Here is a 20402-nt window from a genome sequence, read left to right as displayed (position 1 = left end):
TAAGGCGCCAGAGTGGCGGCACTGGCAAAGAAAAGGAGCAGCTATGTTGATTCAGGTGGGTGAACTGGCGAAACGGGCCGGTATCACCGTACGCACATTGCATCACTATGAGCAAACAGGAGTGTTGCTGCCTTCTGCCAGAAGCGCGGCAGGTTACCGGCTTTACAACCTGGCGGATGTTCAGCGCCTGCATATGATCCAGGCGCTGGCAAAAGCGGGGCTGGAACTTGCTGAAATCAGGGATTTCCTTGAGCAGGGGTCGCTGTCGTTAACCGAGTTACTCGATGCGCAAATCACGTTGCTGGATAAACAGCTGCGTAGCATACATACGCTGCGCGACCGGCTGGTCGAACTGCGTGCCGGGCTTCTCGACGATGCGGCGCCGGACCTGGAATCCTGGCTACAGACTCTGGAGTTAATGAATATGTACGATCGCTGGTTTAGCAAAGAAGAGTTACAGCAGCTGCCGTTTGCGGTGCAGAAGGACGCGCTGTCGGCTATCTGGTCAGGGCTGGTGGCAGAGGCCAACGCGCTGCTGGAGCACCATATACCCGTTACGGACGAGAGGGCGAAGAACCTGGCGACGCGCTGGATGGAGCGCCTGGAGCAGGACACGGCGGGCAAACCGGAGTTTCTTACCCGGCTGAACGAGATGCACAGCGTAGAGCCACAGATGCAGGTGCAGACCGGCATCACGCCGGAGATGACGGATTACATTACGCGCGCGTTTGCGGAATCCAAGCTCAGTATATGGGAGAAGTACCTTACTCCCGAAGAGATGGCCTTTACGCGGAAGCACTACTTTGATCGCATGATGGAGTGGCCGCCGCTGGTGGCGAAGCTGCATCAGGCGCAGCGGGAAAATCTCGACCCCGCCTCTGACGATGCCCAAAAGCTTGCCGAAAACTGGCTGGCGCTGTTCCAGTCGTACGCGGGCACCAACCCGGAGACCCAGCAAAAGTTTCGTACGGCCATGCAGCAGGAGCCGCATCTGATGAAGGGAACCTGGATGACGCCTGCCGTGCTTGCATGGCTCCAGCAGGCCATCGGGGTGATGATGCAGAGACGTTTCTCTGCATCAGGCAATTCACAGATCCGCTAACGCGGCTTCACGGTTAGGATAAAAGGCAAGGCGGCCAGGGATCGGCTGCACGCCTGCACGCGCCATGGTGCGCAGGGGCTGGAATTCGAGGTTACTCACCCGCAGCTCACAGCCTTCAGGCAGACGTTTCACAAAGCGCTGGAAGGCGTCCAGGCCGCCCGCATCCAGCACCGGTACGGCATCCCATTTCAGCACCACAACCCGTTTGCCCGCGATGCGAGACTCCAGATCGCTGAACAGACCTTCCGCCGCGGCGAAGAACAGCGGGCCAATCACGCGCAGAACCAGCACATCGTCAGGCACCTCCACGTTAACCGGGGAGAGGCGCGTCATTTGCGCAATACGGCGCATAAACAGCAGGGAAGCCAGCACGATCCCGACGCTGATGGCGATAACCATATCGAACAGCACGGTCAGCGACATGCAGATCAGCATCACGATGATGTCGTCTTTCGGCGCCCGACGCAGCAGGTTTACCACCTTGTGCGCCTCACTCATGTTCCAGGCCACCATCAGCAGCAGGGCGGCCATGGCGGAAAGCGGTAGCCAGGAGAGCAGCGGGGCGAGGATCAGCAGGGCGAGGATCACCAGCAGGGAGTGGATAACTGCCGAAACGGGTGACGTTGCACCCGCGCGCACGTTTGCCGCAGAACGGGCGATGGCTGCCGTGGCGGTAATACCACCAAAGAACGGTGCGATGAGGTTCCCTAACCCCTGACCAACCAGCTCGCTGTTGGCTTTGTGCTTGGTGCCGGTCATCCCGTCCAGAACGACGGCGCAGAGCAGGGATTCAATCGCCCCCAGCATCGCCATCGAGAACGCGGCGGGAAGCAGGGCGCGCAGGGAATCCCAGCTTAAGGTAAAGCTGGATCCGGGCATATCCCACGGCAGCACCAGCTGCGGCAGCAGCTGCGGAATGCCGCTCCCCTGCGAACCGTCCGCCAGAACATAGTGGAACTGCGAGCCGATAGTGGCGACATGGCCGCCGAACATATTGACGATGGCCATCACCGCGCAGCCCAGCAGCAGCGCGGGCAGATGGCCCGGCAGTCGAATGCCAAGACGAGGCCAGACGATCAGCGTGCCCAGCGTCACAATCCCGATGGCGGCGTCGCCCAGGTTGGCCGTCGGCAGCGCCATAAACAGCGCACCCACTTTCTGTAAATAGTGCTCCGGAACATGGGGCATTTGCAGGCCGAGGAAATCCTTGATCTGCATGGTTCCGATGGTGATCCCAATCCCCGAGGTGAACCCCAGCGTGACGGAAAGGGGGATGTACTCAATCAGCCGCCCAAAGCGGGCCAGACCAAACAGAATCAAAAAGACGCCGGACATCAGGGTGGCGACCAGCAGGCCAGCCAGACCAAACTGCTGCGAAACGGGGTAGAGGATCACCACAAAGGCGGCGGTCGGGCCGGAGACGCTGAAGCGTGAACCGCCGGTCAGGGCAATGACGATCCCGGCCACGGCCGAGGTGTACAGGCCATACTGCGGTGCAACGCCGCTGCCAATGGCCAGCGCCATCGCCAGCGGAATCGCGATAATGCCGACGGTGATCCCGGCAATCAGGTCACGGATAAAACGTGACGAGGTGTACTTCTCTTTCCAGCAGGCGTCGATGAGGGCGCGAAAGGGCAGAACATGTGAGGAGGTTACGTTTTTCACAATTATCTATCATCCGTATGCGCATCATCTGTCATGTGAATGGCAGGTGAAGGAGGCATTAATCATACAAATAAAACCCAGAGACAAAAAAACCCGCCGCAGCGGGTTTTTCGGCCGTGTTCGATTAGTGTTCGAACATTGCAGAGATGGATTCTTCGTTGCTGATACGACGAATCGCTTCGGCCAGCATCCCGGACAGGGTCAGGGTACGCACGTTTGGCAGTGCCTTGATCTCGTCGCTCAGTGGGATGGTATCGCATACTACAACTTCGTCAATGACGGAGTTGCGTAGGTTGTTTACGGCATTGCCGGAGAAGATCGGGTGGGTCGCGTAAGCGAATACGCGCTTGGCACCACGCTCTTTCAGCGCTTCAGCCGCTTTACACAACGTACCGCCGGTATCGATCATGTCGTCAACCAGCACGCAGTCGCGGCCAGCCACGTCACCGATGATGTGCATCACCTGAGAAACGTTAGCGCGCGGACGACGTTTGTCGATGATCGCCATGTCGGTATCGTTCAGCAGCTTAGCGATAGCACGGGCACGTACCACGCCGCCGATGTCCGGAGAAACCACGATGGGGTTATCCAGGTTAAGCTGCAGCATGTCTTCCAGCAGGATTGGGCTGCCGAATACGTTATCAACCGGGACGTCGAAGAAGCCCTGGATCTGCTCTGCGTGCAGGTCAACGGTCAGTACGCGGTCAACGCCAACGCTGGACAGGAAGTCAGCGACAACTTTCGCGGTAATTGGCACACGCGCGGAACGGACGCGACGGTCCTGGCGGGCATAGCCGAAGTAAGGGATTACAGCAGTGATACGGCCTGCGGAAGCGCGACGCAGGGCGTCGACCATAACAACCAGTTCCATCAGGTTGTCGTTCGTTGGAGCACAGGTGGACTGGATGATGAAAATATCACCACCGCGTACATTTTCGTTAATTTGTACGCTGACTTCGCCGTCGCTAAAGCGACCTACAGCGGCGTCGCCGAGGGAAGTGTACAGGCGGTTGGCAATACGTTGTGCTAGTTCCGGGGTGGCGTTACCAGCAAAAAGCTTCATATCAGGCACGAGAAGAACCTCAGGCATGCGTCCAGTGGTGGATAGCGTTCGCCGTAAACTGTGCGGGCCAGGCAAAGGCTATCCAGGCGGTGTATTAAAGAGCGCGATGCAACGTCTGGAACAGGGTGACGTTGTCACCGAAACTCAGTCTGCGCCAGAATGGCCTGCTGTAGGGGGGAAATGTTCATCCCACGCGCTACAAAACCATGCAGCCAAACCGGCGCTTGCTCAAGCACCTGACGAGCGGCGGATTCGGTGTCAAATTCAGCAAAGACACAGGCCCCTGTACCAGTCAGGCGCGACGGCGCGTATTCTAACAGCCAGGAAAGCACCGCATCAACCTCGCGAAAACGTTTTCTTGCGATATCCTCGCAATCGTTGCTGAATTCACAATTTAATAACGTTTCTATTGACCGAATCGGGGTATTTCTTTTCAGGTCAGGATCTTTAAAGATGACCGGGGTCGGAATGCTCACGCCGGGGTGAGCAACCAGATACCATTTTTCCGGCGGGTTGACCGGGGAGAGGATTTCGCCCACGCCCTCAGCAAAGGCCGCATGACCGCGAACAAATACCGGGACATCCGCACCCAGCTTCAAGCCTAAGGCGGCCAGTTCGTCCTGCGACAGCCCGCAGCCCCAAAGGTGGTTCAGGGCAACCAGCACGGTAGCGGCGTTGGATGAGCCGCCGCCCAGGCCGCCGCCCATCGGCAGACGCTTCTCGATACGAATGTCCGCACCGCTTCCCGCAGGCAGACGACCCGATTCCGCAGCGGCGTTCATCAGCAGACGCGCAGCGCGCACAATCAGGTTGTCCTCATGCGCCACGCCGTCGACCGGCGTCAGGAGGCAAATCTGCCCGTCCTGGCGCAGTTCGATAGAAATTGTGTCGCCATAGTCAATAAATTGAAACAGCGTCTGCAGGGTGTGATAGCCGTCAGCGCGCTGGCCGGTAATGTATAAAAACAGATTCAGTTTTGCCGGAGAGGGCCAGTGGGTCATCATTTAACGATCCAGTTGTCCATTTTCAGCTTGATGCGCTGGCTGCCCTGGGTCAGTTCCATGTTGGATGGCAGCGACGGTTTACTCTTGCTGTCATAGTCGCTGTACACCACTTTCCAGGTTTTGCCGTTCTGGGTGTAGTTCACCTGGCTTAGACGATATTGATCGTCAAGCGTGTAGTCGGTGGCGTCACCCGGCAGGCCAAGGATCCACTGGCGCAGGCTGTTGAGGGGGATAGGCATTCCGGTCAGCTTGCCAATCATCTCTTCGGCATCGGTTGCGGTGTAGTGCTGGCCTTTGTTATCGGTGATCTGCGCTTCGCCCGGTTTCGCGATAAGCTCCAGCTCGGTGCTGCCCAGCGGGTTCAGCAGCAGCAGGCGATAGTTGTCCTGACCCGTCTGCTGCCAGAAGAAACGGGCATACACTTTTTGCTCATCAGAGAGGTAGGCGAAGGCGCCGCGGGTCTGGTACTGGCTCAAATTACGGACGTCCTGCTGGTGCTGACGCCACTGGGGTGAATCAGGGCTTTTGCCCGGGCCTTTTGGTCGGGTGACGGTACACGCGGTCAGAACCAGTGCCGCCAGGGGCAGCAGGCGAATCAGTCGGGTCATAATGAGGACAAATCCTTGAGATACGTTGCAGTTATAACTGTTAATGCTAGCGTCGAAGGGGGCTACCGTCTACGTTCAAATTATCTCAAAGCGTTGTGTAACCTATTACTCCGAAAGGGGGCTGTCTCTTTTATTGATCTCGCGCATCCTGTATGATGCGTTCTGCTAACCTTATTAACGCTGGTACTACTCCCGCTCAACATGACCCTATTAGCACTCGGTATCAACCACAAAACGGCCCCGGTTTCGCTGCGAGAACGCGTAACGTTTTCGCCAGACACGCTCGACCTGGCGCTGGACAGCCTGCTTGCACAGCCGATGGTGCAGGGTGGCGTGGTGCTCTCGACGTGCAACCGTACCGAGCTCTATTTAAGCGTGGAAGAGCAGGACAACCTGCACGAAGCGCTGATCCGCTGGTTATGCGACTACCACAATCTCAATGAAGACGAGCTGCGCAACAGCCTGTACTGGCATCAGGACAACGATGCCGTCAGCCATCTGATGCGCGTGGCCAGCGGGCTGGATTCGCTGGTGCTCGGTGAGCCGCAGATTCTGGGGCAGGTGAAAAAAGCCTTTGCGGATTCGCAAAAAGGGCATCTGAAGGCCAGCGAGCTGGAGCGCATGTTCCAGAAGTCATTCTCCGTGGCGAAGCGTGTGCGAACCGAAACCGACATTGGTGCCAGTGCGGTTTCTGTTGCTTTCGCGGCCTGCACCCTTGCACGCCAAATCTTTGAATCCCTCTCCACCGTCACCGTGATGCTGGTGGGCGCGGGCGAAACCATCGAACTTGTGGCGCGCCATCTGCGCGAGCATAAAGTGAAAAAGATGATTATCGCTAACCGCACCCGCGAACGCGCGCAGGTGCTGGCGGATGAAGTGGGGGCAGAGGTGGTTGCCCTGAGCGACATCGATGAACGCCTGAAAGAGGCGGACATTATTATCAGTTCGACCGCCAGCCCGCTGCCGATTATCGGCAAAGGGATGGTGGAGCGCGCGCTGAAGTCCCGCCGTAATCAGCCGATGCTGCTGGTGGATATCGCCGTCCCGCGCGACGTGGAGCCAGAAGTCGGCAAGCTGGCTAACGCCTATCTTTACAGCGTAGATGACCTGCAAAGCATCATTTCGCACAACCTCGCGCAGCGTAAAGCGGCGGCGGTGCAGGCGGAAACCATTGTCGAGCAGGAAACCAGTGAGTTTATGGCCTGGCTGCGCGCGCAAAGCGTCAGCGAGACCATCCGCGAGTACCGCGGGCAGGCGGAGCAGGTGCGTGATGACCTGACTGCCAAAGCGTTAGCGGCCCTGGAGCAGGGCGGCGACGCGCAGGCTATTATGCAGGATCTGGCGTGGAAACTGACCAACCGCCTGATCCATGCCCCAACCAAATCTCTTCAGCAGGCTGCCCGTGACGGGGATGATGAACGCCTGACTATTCTGCGCAACAGCCTCGGGCTGGAATAGCGCCCTATACCCATTTTCTAAGACAAGGTGCACTTACGCCTATGAAGCCTTCTATCGTCGCTAAACTGGAAGCTCTGCACGAGCGCCATGAAGAAGTCCAGGCGCTGCTCGGGGATGCCGGGACCATTGCGGACCAGGAACGTTTTCGCGCACTTTCACGTGAATACGCGCAGTTAAGTGATGTTTCTAAATGCTTTACCGACTGGCGACAGGTTCAGGAAGATATCGAAACCGCGCAGATGATGCTCGACGATCCTGAAATGCGCGAGATGGCGCAGGAAGAGTTGCAGGATGCGAAAGCGCGTTCTGAGGAGATGGAGCAGCAGCTTCAGGTGCTGTTGCTGCCAAAAGATCCGGACGACGAACGCAACGCGTTCGTGGAAGTCCGCGCCGGGACCGGCGGGGACGAAGCGGCGCTGTTTGCCGGGGATCTGTTCCGCATGTACAGCCGCTACGCCGAATCGCGTCGCTGGCGCGTGGAGATCATGAGCGCCAACGAAGGTGAACACGGTGGCTACAAAGAGGTTATCGCCAAGATCAGCGGCGACGGCGTGTATGGTCGTCTCAAGTTTGAATCCGGCGGTCACCGCGTGCAGCGCGTACCGGCTACCGAATCTCAGGGCCGAATCCACACCTCCGCCTGTACGGTGGCGGTGATGCCGGAGCTGCCGGAAGCTGAACTGCCGGACATCAACCCGGCGGACCTGCGTATTGATACCTTCCGCTCCTCTGGCGCGGGCGGTCAGCACGTTAACACCACCGACTCCGCCATCCGTATTACCCACCTGCCGACCGGCATCGTGGTGGAGTGTCAGGACGAGCGTTCCCAGCACAAAAACAAAGCCAAAGCGCTCTCCGTGCTGGGCGCACGTATCCACGCGGCCGAAATGGCGAAACGCCAGCAGGCGGAAGCGTCTACGCGTCGTAACCTGCTGGGCAGCGGCGATCGCAGCGACCGTAACCGCACCTACAACTTCCCGCAGGGGCGCGTGACCGACCACCGCATCAACCTGACGCTGTACCGTCTGGACGAAGTAATGGAAGGCAAGCTGGATATGCTGATTGAGCCTATCGTGCAGGAATACCAGGCCGACCAGCTGGCGGCACTGTCCGAGCAGGAATAATGGATTTTCAGCGCTGGTTACGTGAGGCTGCCGGTGAGCTTTCCGAAAGCGAAAGCCCGAAACGCGATGCCGAAATTTTGCTTGAGCATGTGACGGGTAAAGCCCGCACGTACCTGCTGGCCTTCGGCGAAACCAAACTGACTGCTGAACAGGAAGCCCGGCTCGCCGCGCTGCTTGCCCGCCGTAAAACCGGCGAGCCGGTGGCGCACCTTGTCGGCGAGCGCGAGTTCTGGTCGTTACCGCTTTACGTCTCGGCGGCGACGCTGATCCCGCGTCCCGACACCGAGTGTCTTGTTGAACAGGCGCTGGCGCGCTTACCCGCATCGTCCTGCCGCATTCTCGATCTCGGAACGGGGACCGGGGCCATCGCCCTGGCGCTCGCTACTGAACGGCCCGACTGCGCGGTCACGGCGGTGGATGTGATGCCCGACGCGGTGGCGCTGGCGCAGCGTAACGTGGAACGTCTTGGCCTGACCAACGTGACGGTGCTGCAAAGCAGCTGGTTCAGCGCGCTGGAGAAGCAGACGTTCGGAGTGATTGTCAGTAACCCGCCCTATATTGACGAGCGTGACCCGCACCTTGCGCAGGGGGATGTGCGCTTCGAACCGCTGACGGCGCTGGTCGCCGCCAGGGAGGGTTTAGCCGACCTTGATCACATTGTGACAACGTCACGACAACATTTGCTTTCCGGCGGCTGGCTGCTGGTGGAGCATGGCTGGACGCAGGGGGAAGCCGTGCGGGCGCTCTTTACCCAGGCGGGCTACGCCGATGTCAAAACCTGCCGCGACTACGGCGGCAACGAACGCCTGACGCTGGGGCAGTGGTTATGAGCGCAGGTACTGATAAAGGCGTAAGGCTGACTGAAAGGCGGTTTGGCGTTATCATCTACATCGTTTTGAGTTTTATCTCGCCCGGGCGTCGCTGTACGCTCGGTCGTTACTGGGGTAAGTCATGAAGTCCTTAGCCGATTTCGAATTTAATAAAGTGCCGCTTTGCGATGGCATGATCCTGATTTCTGAGATGATCCGCGACGATTTTACGTCGCAGTACGTCTACGATGAGCTGGAGAATCTGGTCTGCCTGGCGCGTGAAGAGATCAATCAGGCGCGCCCGCAGGACTGGCAATTAGAGAAGCTGCTTGAGCTTTTCTACGGCGAATGGGGTTTCTGCGACACGCGGGGCGTGTATCGCCTGTCTGACGCATTATGGCTGGACCAGGTCTTAAAAAATCGTCAGGGGAGCGCCGTTGCGCTGGGTTCTATTTTGCTTTGGGTTGCGCATCGCCTGGATATTCCACTGGTGCCGGTCATTTTTCCGACGCAGATGATCCTGCGTGCGGAGTGGCTGGACGGTGAGATGTGGCTCATTAATCCCTTCAACGGCGATACGCTGGATGAACATACGCTGGACGTGTGGCTGAAAGGCAATATCAGCCCGGTGGCTGAGCTCTTCAACGAAGATCTCGACGAGGCGGATAACGCAGAAGTGATCCGCAAGCTGCTGGATACGCTGAAGTCTGCGTTAATGGAAGAGCGTCAGATGGAGCTGGCCCTGCGCGCCAGCGAAGTGCTGCTGCAGTTTAATCCGGAAGACCCGTACGAAATTCGCGACCGTGGGTTGATCTATGCCCAGCTCGATTGTGAGCACGTGGCGCTGAACGATCTGAGCTATTTCGTCGAGCAGTGTCCGGAAGATCCTATTAGCGAAATGATTCGTGCGCAGATCAACGCGATCTCGCACAAGCAAATTACACTGCATTAATCTTAATTCCGATTCACACCTGAATAAGGCGATCCTATGAAACAAAAAGTGGTTAGCATTGGTGATATCAAGGTAGCAAACGACCTGCCGTTCGTGCTGTTTGGCGGCATGAACGTGCTGGAATCCCGCGACCTCGCCATGCGTATCTGCGAGCACTACGTGACCGTGACCCAGAAGCTGGGCATCCCGTACGTGTTTAAAGCCTCTTTTGACAAAGCCAACCGCTCCTCCATCAACTCTTACCGTGGCCCGGGCCTGGAAGAAGGGATGAAGATTTTCCAGGAGCTGAAGCAGACCTTTGGCGTGAAAGTGATCACCGACGTGCATGAAGCCGCTCAGGCGCAGCCGGTGGCAGACGTGGTTGACGTGATTCAGCTCCCGGCGTTCCTGGCTCGCCAGACCGACCTGGTTGCCGCGATGGCGAAAACCGGTGCCGTGATCAACGTGAAAAAACCACAGTTCGTGAGCCCGGGCCAGATGGGGAACATCGTCGATAAATTTATCGAAGGTGGCAACGACAAGGTTATCCTGTGCGACCGTGGTTCCAACTTCGGTTATGACAATCTGGTTGTGGATATGCTGGGCTTCAGCGTGATGAAAAACGTCTCTAATCAGTCTCCGGTGATTTTCGACGTGACCCACGCGCTGCAGTGCCGCGACCCGTTTGGCGCTGCGTCCGGTGGCCGTCGTGCTCAGGTGACCGAACTGGCGCGCGCCGGTATGGCAACCGGCCTGGCTGGCCTGTTCATTGAAGCGCACCCGGATCCGGATAACGCAAAATGCGACGGCCCATCTGCGCTGCCGCTGGATAAGCTGGAGCCGTTCCTGAAACAGATCAAAGCGATTGACGATCTGGTCAAGAGCTTCGATGAGCTGGATACCAGCAAATAACAAAAAACCCGCTTCGGCGGGTTTTTTTATGGGGCATATTGCCGGGTGGCGCTTTGCTTACCCGGCCTACAAAACCCGTAGGTCCTGCAAGCGAAGCGCCGCTGGGCAAAAAGGCTACGCAAAAATTGTCATCAAGTAAGCCACAAACAGCGCCATATGCGCCGCGCCGTTCAGCACGTTGGTGCGTCCGGTTGAGAATGAAATCTGGCACAGCAGCAATGAGGCCACCATCACAATCATCTCTGGCGCGCCCAGCGCGAACTGCAGTTCGTTACCGGTCATAAAGGCAATCAGGGTCACCACCGGCACGGTGAGTGAAATGGTCGCCAGCACGGAGCCGAAGAACAGGTTCATGGCGCGCTGCACCTGATTGTTTAAGACGGCTTTCAGCGCCCCCAGCCCTTCCGGGGACAGGATCAGCAGCGCCACCAGGAAACCGGTAAACGCGACCGGCGCGTTCAGTTCGGTTAACAGCGTTTCCAGCGGATTGGCGTTCATCTTGGTGACGGCAATCACCGCAATCAGATGCACGATCAGCCAAACCGTATGCCACGCGCTGCTGTGGGCCGACGGCTTACCGTGGTGCGGGTCATCGTCGTCGCTGTCGTCTTCATGCTCATACACAAACAGGCTCTGGTGTGTTTTGGTCTGAATCAACAGAAACACGCCGTACATGGCTGCGGAAATCAGCGCAACCAGCAGCGCCTGACCGGTGGAGAAGTTGGCACCCGGCAGCGCCATCGGGAAGACCAGCACGATAATCGCCAGCGGGAAGAGGGCAATCAGATACTGTTTTATGCCGAACAGGTTCATATACTGGGTCGCGAATTTACGCCCGCCCAGCAGCAGAGAGAAGCCCACCAGGCCACCCGTCACAATCATAATGATCGAATAGAGCGTGTCGCGCATCAGCGTCGGCGCGGCATCGCCGGTCGCCATGAGCGCGGAAATCAGGCTGACTTCGAGAATAACGACGGAAAGGCTGAGAATTAACGATCCGTAGGGTTCGCCCAGACGGTGGGCCAATACGTCCGCATGGCGAACGACGCTAAAGGCGCTGGTTAAGATACCGACCAGGGCAAGAATATTGATACCAACCACCACTGGCAGTGACTGACTGCTTCCCCAGAAGAGCAGCACAGCCAGCGCCAGAACCGGGAAAATGAGAGACGTCTCCTTGTGGCGGGTCTTTACCGCCTCGTGTGTTGCTGTCATGTGCTTCTCCATCAATGCAGGTGCTTGTAATTATAGATAGATTTTTGAGGTCATTAAATTAACAGATCTCTGTTAAATGCCCTTTATTTTTTACTTAATTTTACCTTTTTTAATAATTATCACGCCTGATTCATGTAATTCACCATATTCTCCGAATATTTGTTAAATAACAATGATTTAATGTTTTCGTTCATTCATAAATGAAGTGTGGGTGGCACGCTGCCATATCGTCGTCCACACTTATCTCTTTAACCAAAAGAGAGGTGAGTGATGCCTTATAAAACGAAACGCGAATTACCCGATAATGTGCAAAACGTGCTGCCCGCTCACGCGCAGGATATCTACAAAGAGGCGTTTAACAGTGCCTGGGAACAGTACAAAGATAAGGACGATCGCCGGGATGATGCCAGCCGTGAAGAGACGGCACACAAAGTCGCCTGGGCCGCTGTAAAACATGAATATGAAAAAGGAGACGACGATAAATGGCATAAAAAGAAATAGCCCTGAAATAATTCGCTGCCTTCATTTTGACTTTTCAGGCGGTTGAACTGCCGTTGTATTGCAACTGGTCCGCTAATTGCTTATCGTTATTCAACTGCTGGCAAAATGACCAGCACCTAAGGCCGGGAAGGCGAATTACAGATGTCGCAAGGAAGCATGCAGTGGCGGAGGTGGAAAGTGTTAACGCGTGATTTCTTAATGAAGGCAGATTGTAAGACGGCATTTGGTGCTATTGAGGAATCGCTTCTCTGGTCAGCTGAACAACGTGCGGCGTCGCTCGCTGCCACGCTTGCCTGCCGCCCGGATGATGGCCCGGTATGGATTTTTGGCTATGGTTCACTGATGTGGAACCCGGCGCTCGAATTTGTCGAATCGGCAACGGGCACGTTGCCCGGCTGGCACCGCGCATTTTGCCTGCGCCTGACGGCCGGACGCGGCAGCGCGTGCCAGCCCGGGCGTATGCTTGCACTGAAAGAGGGCGGACGCACCACGGGCGTGGCGTATCGCCTCCCGGATGCCACGCTGGAAGAGGAGCTTACGCTGCTCTGGAAGCGTGAGATGATCACCGGCTGCTACATGCCAACCTGGTGTAAGCTGGAGCTGGACGACGGACGCACCGTCAATGCGCTGGTGTTTATTATGGACCCGCGCCATCCGCTGTATGAAGCGGACACCCGCACGCAGGTGATTGCCCCGTTAATTGCCGCCGCCAGCGGGCCGCTGGGTACCAACGCGCAGTATCTCTTCTCTCTCGATCAGGAGCTGACCCGCCTCGGCATGAAGGACGATTGTCTGAATGAGCTGGTGGTGAAGGTGAAGGCGCTGCTGGAAGGAAACCCGCTCAACGGCACGCTGCGACCGGGTTTTGCCTGATAATACGCCCGGCTCGCCGGGCGCATAATTTAAGCTGCTACGTAACTGACAGAATGCTCCAGAGACTGGCTGTGGCTGTCGATCAGCACATCCCAGGTGCCGGTATACGGCACGGTAAGCCAGGCGTTATCATCCTGCACGGTGAGAATATCCGCCTGGGATTGTTTTTGTGCTTTCGCACTCATCAGATGAATACGGCAGCGCTCTGAGCAACGCACCACTACCGTATCCCCGCCAAACAGTTTCAAACTTGTTTTTACCAGTGCCATTTTTTACCCCGTAGTCTTAAACAACGCTCTCCCTGCAGCCATATCCGAGCGTGATGTTGTTCACAATTCACTCATGGCATAACACCAAAGGGGAGGGGGAGGGATGCTGATTTTGATCAAAAAATGGCATAACGATTAAACAAAAATGACAAAATTCCTCAAAATTTCAGCTAACGCGCGTTTTACCCGCTAAACGCACGCCAGTAGAAAATTAAATGCGGAAATGGCCGGCGGTTTCAGCAAGGTCGCCCGCCTGGCTCTGCAGGGCGCCCGCAGCGGCGGCGGATTGCACGACCAGCTCGGCGTTCTGCTGGACCATTCTGTCGAGGTGGGTCACCGCGTGGTTAATTTCGTGAATGCCTTTCATCTGCTCGCTGGTGGCGATAGAGATTTCGCGCATGATGCCGGAGACGCTGCCGATGCTGGAGCGGATCTCGTCCATGCTTTCCCCGGCCAGATGCACGTAGCGGGAGCCGGTGGCCACGCTGTCGGTGGTGGAATCAATCAGCGATTTAATCTCTTTCGCCGCCTGGGCGCTGCGGCTCGCCAGGTTACGCACTTCGCCCGCCACCACGGCAAACCCGCGCCCCTGCTCGCCGGCACGGGCCGCCTCGACGGAGGCGTTCAGCGCCAGAATGTTGGTCTGGAACGCGATGCCGTCAATCACGCTGGTGATGTCGCCAATTTTAGCCGACGCGACTTCGATGGACTGCATGGTGCTGATCGCCTGGGATACCACCTCGCCGCCGCGCGCCGCGGCCGCGGAGGCCTTGCTCGCCTGGTCGTTCGCTTCCGCCGCCGATTCGTTCGACTGGGTCACGGAGGCGGTGATCTGCTCCACGGCGCTTGCCGTCTCGCGCAGGCTGGACGCCGCCTGCTCGGTACGTCCTGAGAGATCCTGGTTACCCGCCGCAATCTCCTGGGCGGCGTTTTTCACCGACTCGCTGGCATCACGGAGCTGCACCATCACCACCGACAGCTTATCGCTGAAGGCGTTAAAGGCCTGGGCAATCTGCGCCACCTCGTCCTCGCCGCTGTCCGGCAGACGCTGCGACAGGTCGTTAGTCCCGTTGGCAATGTTGTGCATCGCGTCGCGAATGTCCGACAGGCGCTTCAGCAGACGGGCAATCAGGAGGTGAACAATGGCCGCGCTCAGCAGCGCCAGGATCACCAGCGAAATCGCCGAGGCTTTAAGCAGGGAACGCATGCCGGAAGTGGCATCACCGTTGTCGAGGGCGACGACCAGCAGCCAGTTTGTGCCCGGCACGGCTGTCGCCACGAAGGTTTTTTCGACGTCGTTCAGCGTACCGTCGGCAAGGTTACCGCTTTTCAGCGCAGCAAAATCGATGCCTTTGATGGTCTCAGCAAACGGTTTAAGCGTCAGAGCCGGATCGTTAGCCGCAATCACGCTGCCGTCACTGTTCAGAAGCAAGCCGCTGCTGGACGGAGTTGGATGGATCCCGCGCACGTTCGCCACCACGCTGTCCATGGCCACATCGCCCGCCACCACCGCTTTCAGGGCGCCATTCTCTTTCACCGGCACGGCGAAGGTCACCACCAGTTTACCGGTACCGGCATCAACGTAAGGCGCGGTGACGACCGGGCCGTCCGTGCTGACCACCTGCTGATACCACGGGCGAATGGTCGGGTCATAATCCGCAGGTACGCCCGCGGGCTCAGAGAATTTCGCCGTTTTGCTGGCGTAGCCGACATAAACGTTGGTGAATCCACCCGCCTGCGCAAGCTGTTTAAACACCGGAACCGGGTCGTCACTCAGCGCAACGGTCTGGGCAGAGGCGATAACCGTCATCTTGCTTTTTACCCAGTCGGCAATCGCCATGTTATGGCTGGCGCTGGTGCTGGTCAGGATATCGCGCTGTGACTGCTGGTTATCCTGGCGTGTGACCTGGAAGTTAATAACGGTGTTGAGGAGAAGGGCGACGACCAGACAGCCTGCCGTCGCCGCGATGATGCGTGCACGAATCGATCTGAACATAAGTGAAATACCTGCTGTGTTGTTTCCATGCCTATCGGCAACCCCGCAGGTAAACTTGATGCTGAAACCGCGTCCATAAGAAAATAATATTTTTACGGGTTTATTATTAAAAAGTTAATACTTTATCAGCGGACAGCGTCCACTCGGCCAGTTCAACCAGCGTACCAATTTCTACGCCATCAATCAGCGGCAGTCCGGTGATACCGCGCCCGTCGGTGCAGGTTTTGCACAGCTTCACCGGCACGTTTTGCGCGGTCAGGATCTCCAGCATCTGCTGAATGTTATAGCCCTCGGCCGGCTTTTGTCCCTTCAGCCCGGCGGTGACGGCGTCCGACATTAAAAAAAGGCGTAACGCCAGGTCGCTCTCTTTTTCACGTAGCGCGATCGCCAGGCGCAGGCTGTTGAAAAGGGATTCGCTGCCGTAGGCCGCACCGTTGGCGACGATCACAATCTTCTGCATGTTGACTCCTGTTCTTATAAAGGCACGAATATTGCTTAATTTCCCGGAGTTTCGCTGTCCGGGAGAGTAAGCATGACATTAATGGCAGGCATTTCGCCAGGCGCTGCCGAATGGCTCACGCGCGCAAAAATGATGCGCCAGGAGCAGTTCAGCAAGCTGGCACAGCTGGGCGTGCTTGTGCACGGCATTAGCCAACTGGTGCACATGTTACAGTGCGAGCGCGGGGCGTCCAACGTCTGGCTCTGCTCACAGGGCAAGCTGTACGCTCCCGAATGCAAAGCCAGCCGGGCGCTGGTGGATGAGAACCTCGCTGCCCTTTACGGCATTCTTGAAACACAGTCGCCGATCCCGGGAAGTGCCGTCTGTGAACGCATCGGCGGCGCGCTCCTGAGCCTGGATACGCTTCCCGCGCTGCGTGACGGTGTGATTCAGCAGACGGTAACGGCACCCCAGGCGATGGAACACTACTCCCGCATGCTTCGCCATCTGCTCAGTATCGTGCCGCAGCTTAATGACAGCATTGACGATCCGCAAATCGCAGGACGTTTTGTCGCGCTTTATAGCCTGATGCAGGGCAAGGAGCTGGCGGGACAGGAGCGGGCGCTGGGGGCGATTGGCTTCACGCAGGGTTTTTTCGATGATGTGACTCGTCAGAGGCTGGTTGACCGCATTGACGGGCAGCAGGCCTGCTTTGAGATCTTTCTCTCACACAGCTCCGCTGACGTTCAGACCACCTTTTCAATGCACTGTCAGCCCGATCGTGAAACGGAGCAGCTCCGGCGCGTGGCCTGTACCCGCCAGCCCGCCGCCGATAACGGCCTTACCGCGCTGGCCTGGTTTGCTCTGCAAACCGCGCGCCTTGAGCATCTGCGCACGCTGGAGGAGACGATCATCGCCGATCTGATGGTCGCGGTGGACGAATGCATTCACCGTGACGATGAGTACGCGCCCCCCGGCGATGAACAGGATGACCCGCCGATCCGCTATCCGGAAAAACCGTTGCTTACCCTGGTTCGCCAGCAGGCGCGCGAGATAGAGAAGCTCTCACGTCAGCTTGCGTCGCTGCGCGATACGCTAGAAGAGCGCAAAATCATTGATAAAGCGAAGAGCGTGCTGATGACCCACCAGAATATGAGTGAGGAACAGGCCTGGACGGCGCTGCGCAAAATGGCGATGGACAAGAACCAAAGGATGGTGGATATCGCCCGCGCGCTGCTCATGGTGAAGAGTGTATGGCAGGTAACACCAAAGGAGTAGCTGCACGGTCAGTGGGCATTTTATGCCTGTTTGCGGTGCGTAAAGGCGAGGGAATAACGGTAAGCGCCGCAAGAAACGGTGTGTTAAAACCTGGCATTCACTTTGCATTATCAGATTAACCATTTTTGACGATGCGCCAACGGCGGTGCATCCGTCTTCGGGATAAAGGCGTCCACTGGTGCTTCGGCACCGTGGGCGCTTTTTTTTGGTTTTTTTTCAGGAGTGGTCATGGCGGATTTGTCGAGACGGCGTTTTTTGCAGGCCAGCATGCTGGCGAGTGGTGCAATGCTGTTGCCGGGTGTCATGCAGGCCGCATGGGCGGCAGGCTCGGATAAACCGGAGCAGGAAACAGTGCGCATCGGGTTTATCCCGCTGACCGACTGTGCCCCGGTGGTTATCGCGGCGCTGAAAGGGTTTGATAAAAAATATGGTATTACCATCGTGCCCACCAAAGAGGCGAGCTGGGCGGCGGTGCGCGACAAGCTGGTGGCGGGCGAACTCGATGCCGCGCACATTCTTTACGGCCTGCTGTACGGACTGGAGCTGGGCATCGCCGGCAAGCCACAGCAGATGGCTAACCTGATGACCCTCAACCAGAACGGTCAGGCGATTACGCTCTCCAGCGATCTGGCAGAGAAGGGCGTTCATGACCTTGACGGGCTGAAAAAGCGGATTGGGCAGCAGGCGCCTGGCACCTATACCTTCGCGCACACCTTCCCGACCGGGACGCACGCCATGTGGCTCTACTACTGGCTGGCCAGCGCGGGCATTCACCCCTTTGACGACGTGCGCACGGTGGTGGTGCCGCCGCCGCAGATGGTGATGAACATGCGCATTGGCAACATGGTCGGCTTTTGCGTCGGCGAGCCGTGGAACGCGCGTGCCATCAACGACCGCATCGGTTTTACCGCCGCCACGTCGCAGTCTGTCTGGGCCGACCATCCGGAAAAAATCCTCGGCACCCGTCGCGAGTGGGTGGAGAAAAACCCGCACACCGCCCGGGCGCTGGTGAGCGCAGTGCTGGAGGCGGCGCGCTGGATTGAGGCCTCTCCGGAAAACAAACGCGAAACCGCGCAGATCCTCTCCCGCCGGGCGTGGCTCAACTGCAAAGAGCAGTATCTCACCGGACGCATGCTCGGCGAGTACGACAACGGCCTGGGCCAGCGCTGGCAGGACGCGCACCCGATCCGCTTCTTCAACGAGGGGGCCGTCAGCTACCCGTATCTCTCCGACGGCATGTGGTTCTTAACCCAGTTCCGCCGCTGGGGCTTGCTCAAAGCCGCCCCGGACTATGCGGGCATCGCACAACGCATTAACCAGACGGCGGTCTGGCAGGATGCCGCCACGGCGGTGGGGGGCATTACCACACCGACTTCACCACTACGCAGCAGCACCTTGATGGACGGCACCGTCTGGAACGGTACCGACCCGGAAGGATACGCCAGCCGTTTCGCCATTCACCGTAAAGGGGCCTGATTATGCAGCATCTGCAAAAGACAAAATCACACGAGACGCCGGAGAGTGGAGAGGTGATTGTCCTGCCTCCGGTGCAGGTTCGCCGCCGTACGCCGACGTTTGCGCGTCGGATTAACGCGATCCTTCAGCGCATCATTCCGGCTTTTCTGGGGCTGGGACTGCTGGTGGTGCTCTGGCAGCTGGCGGCGATTAACAGCAAAGGTTTCCCGACGCCGCTCAGCACGCTCGATTCCGCTATTACCCTGTTTGCCGATCCGTTTTATCGCGACGGGCCAAACGACATGGGCATCGGCTGGAACGTGCTCGCCTCATTACAGCGCGTGGCGGTGGGCTTTGGCCTGGCCGCGTTCGCCGGGATCCCGCTCGGTTTCCTGATTGGCCGCTTCACCTTTTTTTCGCGCATGTTCGGCCCGCTGATCGCGCTGTTACGCCCGGTTAGCCCGCTGGCCTGGCTGCCCATCGGCCTGCTGCTGTTCCAGAAAGCGGAGCCCGCGTCGAGCTGGACCATTTTTATCTGCTCCATCTGGCCGATGGTGATCAACACCGCCGAAGGCGTGCGCCGTATTCCGCAGGACTACCTCAACGTGGCCCGGGTGCTGCAGCTTTCCGAGTGGACCATCATGCGCCGCATTCTCTTCCCGGCGGTGTTGCCCGCGGTGCTGACCGGGGTGCGCCTCTCCATCGGCATCGCCTGGCTGGTGATTGTCGCCGCCGAGATGCTGACCGGCGGTTTAGGGATCGGTTTCTGGATCTGGAACGAGTGGAACAACCTCAACGTCGAAAACATTCTCATCGCCATCGTCATCATTGGCGTGGTCGGGCTGCTGCTGGAGCAGGGGCTGATGCTGATCGCCCGTCGCTTTAGCTGGCAGGAAAAATAAGGAGCGAACATGAAACCATTAATCCAGGTCCAGGCCGTGAGCCAGCGTTTTTCCACCGCCAGCGGCGAATTTCTGGCGCTGCAGAACGTCTCCTTTGATATCCATGAGGGCGAAACCGTCAGCCTGATTGGGCACTCCGGCTGCGGTAAATCGACGCTGCTTAACCTTATCGCTGGGATCACGCTGCCGACGGAAGGCGGGCTGATTTGCGACAACCGCGAAATTGCCGGGCCGGGTCCGGAGCGCGCGGTGGTATTCCAGAACCATTCGCTACTGCCGTGGCTCACCTGCTTCGACAACGTGGCCCTGGCAGTAGATCACGTGTTTCGCCACAGCATGAGCAAGGCGGAGCGCCGGGAGTGGATTGAGCACAACCTCGACCGCGTGCAGATGGGGCACGCCCTGCACAAGCGCCCGGGGGAGATCTCCGGCGGCATGAAGCAGCGCGTCGGGATTGCCCGCGCGCTGGCGATGAAGCCGAAAGTCCTGCTGATGGATGAACCCTTCGGCGCGCTGGATGCGCTGACGCGCGCCCATCTGCAGGACTCGGTGATGCAGATCCAGCAGGCGCTGAACACCACCATCGTGCTGATTACCCACGACGTGGACGAGGCGGTGCTGCTCTCCGATCGCGTGCTGATGATGACCAACGGCCCGGCGGCGACCGTCGGGGAGATCCTGCACGTTGACCTGCCGCGCCCGCGTAACCGGGTGCAGCTGGCCGACGACAGCCGCTATCACCACATGCGTCAGCAGATCCTGCATTTCCTCTATGAAAAGCAGCCGAAAGCGGCGTAG

The 20402-nt window shown here is 58.2% G+C and carries 20 protein-coding genes; 12 read left to right on the top strand and 8 right to left on the bottom strand.

Annotation, left to right across the window (positions count from 1 at the left end):
• The first annotated feature begins 43 nt into the window (after positions 1–43).
• Positions 44–1102, top strand: coding sequence for a MerR family transcriptional regulator (locus BFV67_RS12740; RefSeq protein ID WP_069598463.1), 1059 nt, complete (start codon positions 44–46; stop codon positions 1100–1102).
• Here BFV67_RS12740 and dauA read toward each other — a convergent pair.
• The 4 genes from dauA to lolB form a co-directional block, all read right to left on the bottom strand.
• Positions 1088–2767, bottom strand: a complete 1680-nt coding sequence (gene dauA / locus BFV67_RS12735) for a C4-dicarboxylic acid transporter DauA (protein WP_047747429.1) — start codon at positions 2765–2767, stop codon at positions 1088–1090. The two genes, BFV67_RS12740 and dauA, sit on opposite strands and share 15 nt — an antisense overlap.
• A 124-nt stretch (positions 2768–2891) precedes the next feature.
• Positions 2892–3839, bottom strand: coding sequence for a ribose-phosphate diphosphokinase (gene prs, locus BFV67_RS12730; RefSeq protein WP_003856663.1), 948 nt, complete (start codon positions 3837–3839; stop codon positions 2892–2894).
• A gap of 125 nt (positions 3840–3964) precedes the next feature.
• On the bottom strand, positions 3965–4834 hold the full coding sequence (ispE, locus tag BFV67_RS12725) for a 4-(cytidine 5'-diphospho)-2-C-methyl-D-erythritol kinase (RefSeq protein WP_047747430.1): 870 nt from the start codon (positions 4832–4834) through the stop codon (positions 3965–3967).
• Complete coding sequence (gene lolB, locus BFV67_RS12720; RefSeq protein ID WP_069598462.1) at positions 4831–5442, bottom strand: lipoprotein insertase outer membrane protein LolB; 612 nt, start codon at positions 5440–5442, stop codon at positions 4831–4833. The genes ispE and lolB overlap by 4 nt, the downstream gene beginning before the upstream one ends.
• Before the next feature lie 201 nt (positions 5443–5643).
• On the opposite strand from lolB, the gene hemA reads away from it, so the two are divergent.
• The 5 genes from hemA to kdsA all read left to right on the top strand — a co-directional run bounded on the left by hemA (position 5644) and on the right by kdsA (position 10676).
• Positions 5644–6900, top strand: a complete 1257-nt coding sequence (hemA, locus tag BFV67_RS12715; RefSeq protein ID WP_008499512.1) for a glutamyl-tRNA reductase — start codon at positions 5644–5646, stop codon at positions 6898–6900.
• A 41-nt stretch (positions 6901–6941) separates the two neighbouring features.
• The gene (gene prfA / locus BFV67_RS12710) at positions 6942–8024 is read left to right on the top strand and encodes a peptide chain release factor 1 (protein ID WP_021240360.1); all 1083 of its coding nucleotides are present in this window, start codon (positions 6942–6944) and stop codon (positions 8022–8024) included.
• Positions 8024–8854 carry a peptide chain release factor N(5)-glutamine methyltransferase gene (gene prmC, locus BFV67_RS12705; protein WP_069598461.1) on the top strand — a complete coding sequence of 277 codons (831 nt, stop codon included), beginning with the start codon at positions 8024–8026 and terminating at the stop codon, positions 8852–8854. Before prfA ends, prmC begins: the two co-directional genes overlap by 1 nt.
• 121 nt (positions 8855–8975) lie before the next feature.
• Complete coding sequence (gene sirB1 / locus BFV67_RS12700; RefSeq protein ID WP_023292212.1) at positions 8976–9785, top strand: invasion regulator SirB1; 810 nt, start codon at positions 8976–8978, stop codon at positions 9783–9785.
• Between the two features lie 36 nt (positions 9786–9821).
• Positions 9822–10676: a 3-deoxy-8-phosphooctulonate synthase gene (kdsA, locus tag BFV67_RS12695; protein ID WP_008499516.1), complete on the top strand. Its 855-nt coding sequence runs from the start codon at positions 9822–9824 to the stop codon at positions 10674–10676.
• A gap of 114 nt (positions 10677–10790) precedes the next feature.
• On the opposite strand, the gene chaA is transcribed toward kdsA, so the two are convergent.
• The gene (chaA, locus tag BFV67_RS12690) at positions 10791–11891 is read right to left on the bottom strand and encodes a sodium-potassium/proton antiporter ChaA (protein WP_008499517.1); all 1101 of its coding nucleotides are present in this window, start codon (positions 11889–11891) and stop codon (positions 10791–10793) included.
• Between the two features lie 270 nt (positions 11892–12161).
• On the opposite strand from chaA, the gene chaB reads away from it, so the two are divergent.
• Positions 12162–12392, top strand: coding sequence for a putative cation transport regulator ChaB (gene chaB, locus BFV67_RS12685; protein WP_021240355.1), 231 nt, complete (start codon positions 12162–12164; stop codon positions 12390–12392).
• A 177-nt stretch (positions 12393–12569) separates the two neighbouring features.
• The gene (locus BFV67_RS12680; protein WP_069598954.1) at positions 12570–13265 is read left to right on the top strand and encodes a gamma-glutamylcyclotransferase; all 696 of its coding nucleotides are present in this window, start codon (positions 12570–12572) and stop codon (positions 13263–13265) included.
• Between the two features lie 29 nt (positions 13266–13294).
• On the opposite strand, the gene BFV67_RS12675 is transcribed toward BFV67_RS12680, so the two are convergent.
• The 3 genes from BFV67_RS12675 to BFV67_RS12665 form a co-directional block, all read right to left on the bottom strand.
• Positions 13295–13534, bottom strand: coding sequence for a DUF1883 domain-containing protein (locus tag BFV67_RS12675; RefSeq protein WP_008499520.1), 240 nt, complete (start codon positions 13532–13534; stop codon positions 13295–13297).
• Between the two features lie 211 nt (positions 13535–13745).
• Positions 13746–15530, bottom strand: coding sequence for a methyl-accepting chemotaxis protein (locus BFV67_RS12670; protein WP_069598460.1), 1785 nt, complete (start codon positions 15528–15530; stop codon positions 13746–13748).
• A gap of 106 nt (positions 15531–15636) precedes the next feature.
• On the bottom strand, positions 15637–15990 hold the full coding sequence (locus tag BFV67_RS12665) for a DsrE/DsrF/TusD sulfur relay family protein (RefSeq protein WP_008499522.1): 354 nt from the start codon (positions 15988–15990) through the stop codon (positions 15637–15639).
• Positions 15991–16062: 72 nt separating this feature from the next.
• On the opposite strand from BFV67_RS12665, the gene nasR reads away from it, so the two are divergent.
• From nasR to BFV67_RS12645, 4 genes are all read left to right on the top strand, one after another.
• Positions 16063–17247, top strand: coding sequence for a nitrate regulatory protein NasR (gene nasR, locus BFV67_RS12660; protein WP_069598459.1), 1185 nt, complete (start codon positions 16063–16065; stop codon positions 17245–17247).
• Positions 17248–17475: 228 nt separating this feature from the next.
• Positions 17476–18723: a CmpA/NrtA family ABC transporter substrate-binding protein gene (locus BFV67_RS12655; protein WP_069598458.1), complete on the top strand. Its 1248-nt coding sequence runs from the start codon at positions 17476–17478 to the stop codon at positions 18721–18723.
• Positions 18724–18725: 2 nt separating this feature from the next.
• Positions 18726–19604, top strand: a complete 879-nt coding sequence (gene ntrB / locus BFV67_RS12650) for a nitrate ABC transporter permease (RefSeq protein ID WP_008499525.1) — start codon at positions 18726–18728, stop codon at positions 19602–19604.
• Positions 19605–19613: 9 nt separating this feature from the next.
• Positions 19614–20402: an ABC transporter ATP-binding protein gene (locus BFV67_RS12645; protein ID WP_021240347.1), complete on the top strand. Its 789-nt coding sequence runs from the start codon at positions 19614–19616 to the stop codon at positions 20400–20402.

This window comes from Enterobacter roggenkampii (assembly GCF_001729805.1).
Taxonomy (GTDB): Bacteria; Pseudomonadota; Gammaproteobacteria; order Enterobacterales; family Enterobacteriaceae; genus Enterobacter; species Enterobacter roggenkampii.
This window is presented reverse-complemented; position numbering and strand designations above follow the sequence as displayed.

What these genes read in the sequence shown, in the direction of transcription:
- hemA (WP_008499512.1), top strand. Translation starts at nt 5,644, where the DNA reads ATGACCCTATTAGCACTCGGTATCAACCACAAAACGGCCCCGGTTTCG.
- BFV67_RS12675 (WP_008499520.1), bottom strand. Translation starts at nt 13,534, where the DNA reads ATGGCACTGGTAAAAACAAGTTTGAAACTGTTTGGCGGGGATACGGTA.
- prmC (WP_069598461.1), top strand. Translation starts at nt 8,024, where the DNA reads ATGGATTTTCAGCGCTGGTTACGTGAGGCTGCCGGTGAGCTTTCCGAA.
- chaB (WP_021240355.1), top strand. Translation starts at nt 12,162, where the DNA reads ATGCCTTATAAAACGAAACGCGAATTACCCGATAATGTGCAAAACGTG.
- prfA (WP_021240360.1), top strand. Translation starts at nt 6,942, where the DNA reads ATGAAGCCTTCTATCGTCGCTAAACTGGAAGCTCTGCACGAGCGCCAT.
- lolB (WP_069598462.1), bottom strand. Translation starts at nt 5,442, where the DNA reads ATGACCCGACTGATTCGCCTGCTGCCCCTGGCGGCACTGGTTCTGACC.
- kdsA (WP_008499516.1), top strand. Translation starts at nt 9,822, where the DNA reads ATGAAACAAAAAGTGGTTAGCATTGGTGATATCAAGGTAGCAAACGAC.
- BFV67_RS12645 (WP_021240347.1), top strand. Translation starts at nt 19,614, where the DNA reads ATGAAACCATTAATCCAGGTCCAGGCCGTGAGCCAGCGTTTTTCCACC.
- BFV67_RS12665 (WP_008499522.1), bottom strand. Translation starts at nt 15,990, where the DNA reads ATGCAGAAGATTGTGATCGTCGCCAACGGTGCGGCCTACGGCAGCGAA.
- nasR (WP_069598459.1), top strand. Translation starts at nt 16,063, where the DNA reads ATGACATTAATGGCAGGCATTTCGCCAGGCGCTGCCGAATGGCTCACG.
- ntrB (WP_008499525.1), top strand. Translation starts at nt 18,726, where the DNA reads ATGCAGCATCTGCAAAAGACAAAATCACACGAGACGCCGGAGAGTGGA.
- BFV67_RS12740 (WP_069598463.1), top strand. Translation starts at nt 44, where the DNA reads ATGTTGATTCAGGTGGGTGAACTGGCGAAACGGGCCGGTATCACCGTA.
- BFV67_RS12655 (WP_069598458.1), top strand. Translation starts at nt 17,476, where the DNA reads ATGGCGGATTTGTCGAGACGGCGTTTTTTGCAGGCCAGCATGCTGGCG.
- chaA (WP_008499517.1), bottom strand. Translation starts at nt 11,891, where the DNA reads ATGACAGCAACACACGAGGCGGTAAAGACCCGCCACAAGGAGACGTCT.
- ispE (WP_047747430.1), bottom strand. Translation starts at nt 4,834, where the DNA reads ATGATGACCCACTGGCCCTCTCCGGCAAAACTGAATCTGTTTTTATAC.
- BFV67_RS12670 (WP_069598460.1), bottom strand. Translation starts at nt 15,530, where the DNA reads ATGTTCAGATCGATTCGTGCACGCATCATCGCGGCGACGGCAGGCTGT.
- sirB1 (WP_023292212.1), top strand. Translation starts at nt 8,976, where the DNA reads ATGAAGTCCTTAGCCGATTTCGAATTTAATAAAGTGCCGCTTTGCGAT.